The following is an 8,415-nucleotide window of genomic DNA, read 5'->3' as shown; positions in this document are numbered from 1 at the left end:
GGCTGCGATCTTTTGACGTTGAAGATCAAAAGATCGCAGCCTGCGGCAGCTCCTACACACAAGCAGGTGCGCGCAAGGTTCTTGATTCTGTAACCAGAAAATTCCCTCACCACACACCACCCCGGCACTACGAAGCCCGCTGATGTTGAGAGGCGAAGTTCCCTCTGCTCCCCTCTACGGTTAATGAAAGGACTTAACCGCGGCGACAGGGATCGCCACTTATCAAAAAGGATTTCGACATGGACACACCCACCGTTGGCCCCATAGTGGGCTACACCACCTCAGAGCAAGCGCGCATTTTTATCCGGGGCGCTGCCGATGCTGAAAATGCCGTTTTTGCCGCGATTCGCTACCGCAAAGCGGGCACGCAGCAATGGTCTGCTGGCCTCTATTCGAAGCTCAGCAACATTTACGACATGTCTGACACCCTGGTCCTGCGCGGCCTGAGCGCAGACACGCGCTACGAATACCAGGCGGGCTGGTTCAGAACCACTTACCTGGACCACACTCCGGACACCGTCAAACACATAGCGCTGGAATGGCCCTCAACGATCTACCGGTTTAAATCTGCCTCCCCCAAACGCAACCGCACGCATCGCTACGTTGTAGGCTCATGCCGCTACCTGCGGCTCACGCTGAATGCCCCTTCCAAGCCAGAACTGGGCGACAAGATCTTCAAGGCCATCAGCGACCTGAACGCCAGCACCCCGCTTGATGGCATGTTGATGATCGGGGATCAGGTGTACGTCGATGACATGAACATCTTCGCACCCGACCGGGAGTACGCAGACATCTCGCGCAAATACCGGGCAGCCTTCTCACAGCCGCACATCCGCCAGCTCATGGCCAGCACCCCGACCTATATGATCCTCGACGACCATGAGATCGAAGATAACTGGCCTGCAAGTCGCAGCCACCAGGACAACGAGCTCTACAGCAATGCCATTCGCGCCTACGAAACCTTCCAGTGCAGCCACGGCCCCGCCCACGACCTGCTCACAGACGGGTGCATCAACCGCAGCGTAGAGAAATACTGGTACACCTTTGCCGATGGCGACACCGACTGGTTTGTCATGGACTGTCGCACCGAGCGCGTGTTAACCGGCACTGACCGCAGAATGATCGGCGTCGAGCAAGAAAACGCCCTGCATAAATGGGTGAAAAACAGCACCGCAAAAGTGAAGTTCATCGTCAGCAGCGTGATGTTCATGCCCGATCAAAAAAGCCAGGGCGATGACGGCTGGAAGTCATTTGCCGCACAACGCTTGCGCCTGCTGGAAGTCATCCGCACCAACGCCGCTAAAAACGTGATGTTTGTCAGCGGCGACATCCACGGTTCTCTGACCTGCTCACTCACCCACAGCGAAGACCCTGACTTTATGGTGCACGGCATCGTCTCGTCACCGCTGTGCAACAGCAGGCTGTTACCGTACGCGAAGGCCAGTAATCTGCTGCTCAATGCTCCGCTGGCCAGTCATGGGCAAGGCCATTATTCCCCCGCATTGACCAGCGCCATGGTCAGCGAAGACAACTTTGCCTGCCTGACCCTCACCGGTAAGCACTTGCAGGTCGATTTTTATAACCCGAAGGGTCGGGTGCTTGAGTCGGTGACGATTGCATTGAAATAACAGTCATAAAACTGAAACCAGCGATCGCCAGCCTGTTGCATCCTGACGTTGCGGCGCTAACCTTCAAGTGGGTGATGTCAATCATGTTCACTTGTCAGCTCAGTACGCATGATGCAACCTTGCCGCAGACCGCAGGAACAGGGCTTGAGCCCTGGTGCCATCCGTATGTGTGAAGCGAGTACCCCCATGAAAAGCCAATCCGATGCTGCCCTGCGAACGGCAGCCGAGGTCGTGACGCAGTTACCCGTGCCTTCGCGGCTCGGGATGCTGCGTTTCGAGCGGCTTAATGAAGCCAGTTGGGCCTTGCTTTACCTCGACCCAGGCTGCGAGCGCTACGTCGGGTTGCCCGCCACGGAGCTGTGCGCACTGGTCGGCTCGCCCTACGCCAGCCTGATGGAACCCAAAGCGCGCTATCGCTTGCATGACGCGATTGCGCTGCAACTGCGCGCCAGCCCCCACTATGTGGTGCATTACACCCTGCACACGCCTCTGGGGGCGCTGAATCTGATGGAAGTGGGCGAGGCCTACAAACAACACAACCGCCAACTGTTGCGCGGTTATGTGCTGGTGGTGGAGGGCTCTGTCAGCAGCACCGCGCTGGCCCCGGTCGCTGAGCTGGAAACACAAAACAGCCGGTTGCACATCGCCCTGGAACTCAACCAGCGCGCTCAGCAAGAACAACTGCAACACCTTGAACGTGTGCGCGCCCAACAGGACTTGATCCTGCGTCTGGCCCGCCACCGCTACAGCCAGCACAACTCGCTGCAAGAAGCCGCCGAACTGATCACCCGCAGCGCCTGCGACATTTACCAACTGGACGCCGCCAGCCTGTGGACCCTCGACGGTCACCGCCTGCTGCCGATTTCGGCGTTTCAACGCGAAAGCCAGGCGTATGTGGCACAAGACGCCATCGACATCAGCCTGTTCCCGGACTACCTCGACGCCCTGCACACCAGCCGCTCCATCGACGCGCAAAATGCCAACCGCGACCCGCGCACCCGGGAACTGGCGGCCTGCCTGAACCGCCACGACACCAACGCCATGCTCGATGCCAGCATTCGCATCGACGGCCAAGTGATTGGCGTGCTGTGCCTTGAGCAAACCGGCAAGACGCGGGCCTGGCAAGCCGATGAAATCGCCTTTGCCGGCGAGTTGGCCGACCAGTTCGCGCAAGTCATTAACAACCACAACCGGCGCGCAGCCACTAACGCCCTGCACCTGTTTCAGCGGGCCGTCGAGCAAAGTGCCAATGCCTTTTTGCTGGTCAATTGCGACGGCGTGGTCGAGTACGTCAACCCAAGCTTCACCGCCATCACCCAATACAGTGCCGAAGAAGTTCAGGGCCACAAGCTGTCTGAACTGCTGGCGCTGGAGAACCTCAGCGACCTGCTGTTCGATGCGCACTCAAGCTTGAGCAAGGGCAATAGCTGGCAAGGTGAGTTCAAGAGCCGGCGTAAAAACCTGGAGCCCTACTGGGGCCAGATGTCGATCTCGAAGGTCTATGGCGACAACCGCGAACTGACCCATTACATCGGTATTTACGAAGACATCACCGAGGCCAAGCTGGCGCAACAGCGGATCGAACGCCTGGCCTACACCGACAACCTGACCGGCCTTGGCAACCGCCCGGCGTTTATCCGCAACCTCGATGAGCGGTTCACCCATGACAGCGCTACCAAGGTGTGCCTGTTGCTGGTGGACATCGACAACTTCAAGCGGATTAACGACAGCCTCGGCCACCAGACCGGCGACAAACTCTTGATCAGCCTGGCCCGCCGCCTGCGCAACAGCCTGAACCCCGAAGATAATCTGGCCCGCTTCGCCAGTAACGAATTTGCCGTATTGCTGGACAACGCCTCCCTTGAAGTCGGCCAGCAAACCGCCAGCCAGTTGCTGATGACCCTCGACAAGCCGATGTTCGTCGATAACCAGCTGATCAGCGTCACCGGCTCTGTCGGCGTGGCCTGCGCGCCCCTGCACGGGCTCGACCCGCAGACCTTGATGCGTAACGCCGGGCTGGCGCTGCACAAGGCCAAAGCCAACGGCAAGCATCAGGTGCAGGTGTTCACCGAAACCTTGAACGCCGAGGCCAGTTATAAGCTGTTCGTCGAAAACAACCTGCGCCGCGCCCTGACCCAAAACGAGCTGGATGTGTTCTACCAACCCAAACTGTGTTTACGCACAGGGCGGCTGTTGGGCATGGAAGCCCTGCTACGTTGGGACCATCCGGAAAAGGGCATGATCCGCCCCGACCAGTTCATCAGCGTCGCGGAAGAAACCGGGCTGATCATCCCCATTGGCAAGTGGGTCGCGCGCCAGGCCTGCCGCATGAGCAAGCAACTGAGTGCGGCGGGGTTTGGCAATTTGCAGGTGGCGATCAACCTGTCGCCCAAGCAGTTTTCCGACCCGGATCTGGTTGCCTCGATTGCCAGCATCCTCAAGGAAGAACAACTGCCCCCGGCCTTGCTGGAGCTGGAACTGACCGAAGGCCTGCTGCTGGAAGCCACCGATGACACCCGCCTGCAGCTGGATCAGCTCAAGGAACTGGGCCTGACCCTGGCCATGGACGACTTTGGTACCGGGTATTCCTCACTCAGCTACCTGAAGAAATTCCCGATCGACATCATCAAAATCGACCGCAGCTTTATCAAAGATATCCCCGACAACCAGAACGACATGGAGATCACCTCGGCGGTGATTGCCATGGCCCACAACCTTAAGCTTAAAGTGGTGGCCGAAGGCATCGAGACCGCCGCCCAACTGGCCTTCTTGCGCCGCCATCGCTGCGACGTGGGCCAAGGCTATCTGTTCGACCGGCCGATCCCCGGTGCCGAGCTGGAACGTGCACTCAAACGCTACCCGCGCGGACCGCTGACCTGACAGCGACGCAGCACTCGGGCACACTGCTGTTCTAACTTCCTGCAATCTGACTGAGAGGACTTGAAACATGGTCTTGCGCTCGGAAATCCTGGTGAATAAAAACGTGCTACCCACTCAAGAACAAGCCCTGCCGGGCCGCGAAACACCGATGCAACTGCCCGAAACCCACTTCGTCAACGGCAACCCGCTGCTGGGCCCGTTTCTGGACGACGTCGGCTTTGCGATCTTTGGTTTGGGTTGCTTCTGGGGCGCAGAACGCAAGTTCTGGCAAGTACCCGGCGTGGTCAGCACGGTGGTGGGTTACGCCGGTGGCTTTACCCCCAACCCGACCTATGAAGAAGTCTGCTCGGGCCTGACCGGCCACACCGAAGTGGTGCTGGTGGTGTACGACCAGGCAAAAGTGAAATACGAAGACCTGCTGAAAATGTTCTGGGAACTGCACAACCCGACCCAGGGCATGCGCCAGGGCAACGACATCGGTACCCAATACCGCTCGGTGATCTACTGCACCACACCAGAGCAACTGGCAGCGGCCAAGGCCAGCGCTGAAAAGTATCAGGCTGAACTGACCAAAGCAGGCCTGGGCACCATCACCACCGAAATCGACCAGGCGCCAACGGTCTACTTCGCTGAGGCGTACCACCAGCAATACCTGGCGAAAAACCCGCAAGGCTACTGCGGCATCGGCGGCACAGGCGTGACCTGTCCGATCTGACACCACATCCCCTGTTGGAGCAGCCGGTCGACGCTCGATTGTCTCGCGATCTTTTGATCTTTAAAAGATCGCGAGGCAAGCTCGCTCCTACAGGGTGAGGTGATCGTTACTCAGCGATTATCCATTCCATCTGCCAGCCACCCTGGGTTTGGCCCAGTGTTTTGGCCAGCCATGGCAGCAGTTCGCGCAGTTCTTCTTCCAGACCCCAAGGCGGGTTGGCGATCGCCAGGCCCGAGCCGTTCAGGCTGTTGGGGGTGTCCAGCGGGTGCACAAACAACTCGACCTGCAACAACTTCGGAGCGCCGGAGGCGGCCAGGTCCTGATAAAAACGACGCAGTTGGCGCTTGTCCTTGATCGGGTACCAGATCGCCACAACGGTCTGACGCATGCGGCTGATGGCGTCTTTTAACGACTCCACGCAACGCTGCATTTCGTCGAGCTTTTCAAACGGCGGGTCAATCAGCATCACCGCACGCTTTTCGGCCACGGGCAGCAACGCACGCGGTACGTGCCAGCCCTCACCCAAGTGCACCGCCACACGACGGTCGCCCTTCATGTTGGCCTTGAGCATCACACCGTCTTCAGGGTGTTTTTCGTTGAGCAACACGCGGTCGTGCGCACGGGTGGTGCGACGTGCCAGTTCAGGCGAACCCGGGTAATAACGCAATTGCCCGTCCGGGTTCATCTTGTGCAGCACCTGCATGTAGTCCGCAGTCATCGCGGGCAGGTCTTTTCTGCCCCACAAGCGTGCGACGCCTTCCAGGTACTCGCCAGTGCGCGTGGCCTGATCGCCTTGAAGGTCATACAAACCCAGCCCGGCGTGGGTATCGAGGTAAGCAAAAGGCTGCTCTTTGCGCGACATCAACGCGATGAGGCGGGTCAAGACGATATGTTTAAGAACGTCGGCGTGGTTACCGGCGTGGAAGGCGTGACGATAGTTCATGGTTGCTCCTGCGCAGGGGGCGAAGTTTACCCTGTGCAGCGAATAACGTCAGGGGTTAAGCCTCGCTCCACGCCAGACGGTGCCTTGCTCAAATCGCTCGCGGCACCAATACCAGGTTATGCACGCTGACCTCACTCGCCACCCAGTCAATCGCGAACTGCTCGCTGGCATCGGCAATCAGTACGTCCTTGTCCAGCACTTGCACGCGGATTTGATGGGCTTCAACGGGCTCCGGCGACTCATCGTCATCGACGTGAAAGGCAAACGTCCAGGGTGCCGGAATGGCGTAATAGCCCTGCGTTTCGAGCAGCAGGCGCTCTACACCACCCGGCTTGCGGGCGTACACCGAAATAATCCAGTGATAGTGGCTTTGAAATGAGAAGGGCAAGTCCCGAGCGGAGATGTGCCCGAGGAAAATCTTTTTACGCATGGTTGTCATCCTTGATTGAGGCACTCATCAGTGAGCGCTAAACCAAGACTAATACGTCTGGAGCAGGCCATTTACGCTTCAGAAGAACCCCCACCACAAATGGGAAACCTCCGGGCAGGACATGCTGTTAATCCCACGCGCAACGCCGTGTCTTAAGCGAGCCCCAATAAAAACGGCCCGTTTCCATGGGAGCCGGGCCGTTGTCTGTTACCCACTAGGTGGGCCGCAACTCACTGAACTCAGTGGTGCAGTTTGAAGTCATTCTCAGCCGCTTCGAAGCGCTCGACCATCTTCTTGCTTGGGCCTTGGCCCATGGCGCTGACCACCAAAATGGCGATGCTGGCGAAGATGAAGCCCGGGATGATTTCGTACAGACCCAGCAAACTGAAGTGTTTCCAGACGATCACCGTGATGGCCCCGACCAAAATACCGGACAGCGCGCCATTGCGGGTCATGCCTTTCCACAGTACCGAGATCAGCACCACCGGGCCAAACGCAGCACCGAAGCCTGCCCACGCATAGCTCACCAGGCCCAGTACGCGGTTGTCCGGGTTAGACGCCAGCATGATGGCAACCACGGCCACCAGCAGCACCATGGCGCGACCGACCCACACCAACTCGGTCTGGGAGGCATTTTTACGCAGGAAGGATTTGTAGAAGTCTTCTGTCAGGGCGCTGGAGCACACCAGCAACTGGCAGCTCAGGGTACTCATCACCGCAGCCAGAATGGCCGACAGCAAGACACCGGCAATCCACGGATTGAACAGCAGCTTGGCCAGCTCGATAAACACCCGCTCAGGGTTTTCATTGACCGGGCCTGCCACTTCCGGGTGCGCCGAGAAGTAAGCAATACCGAAGAAGCCGACGGCAACGGTGCCGACCAGGCACAGGATCATCCAGGTCATGGAGATGCGACGTGCGTTGGCGATCGACTTCACCGAGTCTGCGGCCATGAAGCGCGCCAGAATGTGCGGCTGGCCAAAGTAGCCCAGACCCCAGCCCATCAGCGAGATGATGCCGATAAAGGAAGTGCCTTTGAGCATGTCAAAGTTGGCAGGGTCCTTGGCTTCGATCGCAAGGAACGTGGTATCAACGCCACCGGTTGCCAGCAATACGATGATCGGCGTCAGGATCAGCGCAAAAATCATCAGGGTGGCTTGCACGGTGTCTGTCCAGCTCACCGCCAAAAAGCCGCCGACGAAGGTGTAGGCAATAGTCGCCGCAGCACCGGCCCACAGGGCTGTTTCGTACGACATGCCAAAGGTGCTTTCAAACAGACGGGCACCGGCCACCACGCCCGAGGCGCAGTAAATGGTGAAGAACACCAGAATCACCACCGCCGAGATAATCCGCAGAAGCCCGCTTTTGTCTTCGAAACGACTGGCAAAGTAGTCCGGCAAGGTCAGCGCATCACCGTTGTGCTCGGTCTGCACCCGCAGGCGGCCGGCCACAAACAGCCAGTTCAAATACGCACCGACCACCAGGCCGATGGCAATCCAGCTTTCGGACAGGCCGGACATGTAAATGGCACCCGGCAAGCCCATCAGCAGCCAGCCGCTCATGTCAGAGGCGCCAGCGGACAACGCGGTGACCACGCTGCCCAGGCTGCGACCGCCGAGAATGTAGTCCGATAGGTTATTGGTGGAGCGATAAGCCATAAAGCCAATCAGCACCATTGCCGCGATATAGATCACGAACGTGATCAGGGTTGGGTTACTTACACTCATTGCATTAAGCCCTGGCATTGTTTTTATCGTTGACGGCCGCCTGGCCGCACATTCACAAACGTTTTGTCTGAGACGGTTAACCAGGCTGCGCA

At 58.6% G+C, this 8,415-nt stretch carries 6 protein-coding genes; 3 read left to right on the top strand and 3 right to left on the bottom strand.

All coding sequences use genetic code 11. The features are described from left to right. Nucleotides 1–239: 239 nt before the first annotated feature. From QMX84_RS19355 to msrA, 3 genes are all read left to right on the top strand, one after another. Nucleotides 240–1,628 carry an alkaline phosphatase D family protein gene (locus tag QMX84_RS19355; RefSeq protein ID WP_282364548.1) on the top strand — a complete coding sequence of 463 codons (1,389 nt, stop codon included), beginning with the start codon at nt 240–242 and terminating at the stop codon, nt 1,626–1,628. A gap of 186 nt (nt 1,629–1,814) precedes the next feature. Further along, on the top strand, nt 1,815–4,508 hold the full coding sequence (locus QMX84_RS19350) for an EAL domain-containing protein (protein WP_153335363.1): 2,694 nt from the start codon (nt 1,815–1,817) through the stop codon (nt 4,506–4,508). Between the two features lie 67 nt (nt 4,509–4,575). Further along, nucleotides 4,576–5,223, top strand: a complete 648-nt coding sequence (gene msrA, locus QMX84_RS19345) for a peptide-methionine (S)-S-oxide reductase MsrA (protein ID WP_262125566.1) — start codon at nt 4,576–4,578, stop codon at nt 5,221–5,223. 106 nt (nt 5,224–5,329) lie between these two features. Here the strand turns inward: msrA and rlmJ are convergent, their stop codons facing one another. The 3 genes from rlmJ to putP all read right to left on the bottom strand — a co-directional run bounded on the left by rlmJ (nt 5,330) and on the right by putP (nt 8,323). Beyond that, nucleotides 5,330–6,166, bottom strand: coding sequence for a 23S rRNA (adenine(2030)-N(6))-methyltransferase RlmJ (gene rlmJ / locus QMX84_RS19340; RefSeq protein WP_048366660.1), 837 nt, complete (start codon nt 6,164–6,166; stop codon nt 5,330–5,332). An 88-nt stretch (nt 6,167–6,254) separates the two neighbouring features. Then, nucleotides 6,255–6,596 (bottom strand): hypothetical protein, encoded by a 342-nt coding sequence (locus tag QMX84_RS19335; protein WP_153335361.1) that lies wholly within the window; start codon nt 6,594–6,596, stop codon nt 6,255–6,257. 239 nt (nt 6,597–6,835) lie between these two features. Beyond that, nucleotides 6,836–8,323 carry a sodium/proline symporter PutP gene (gene putP, locus QMX84_RS19330; RefSeq protein WP_048366662.1) on the bottom strand — a complete coding sequence of 496 codons (1,488 nt, stop codon included), beginning with the start codon at nt 8,321–8,323 and terminating at the stop codon, nt 6,836–6,838. Between the last annotated feature and the right edge of the window lie 92 nt (nt 8,324–8,415).

The sequence above is a fragment of the Pseudomonas sp. PS01297 genome (assembly GCF_029959305.1).
Lineage (GTDB): Bacteria > Pseudomonadota > Gammaproteobacteria > Pseudomonadales > Pseudomonadaceae > Aquipseudomonas > Aquipseudomonas helleri.
Note: the sequence above shows the minus strand (reverse complement) of the source record. Positions and strands in the feature narration are given on the sequence as shown.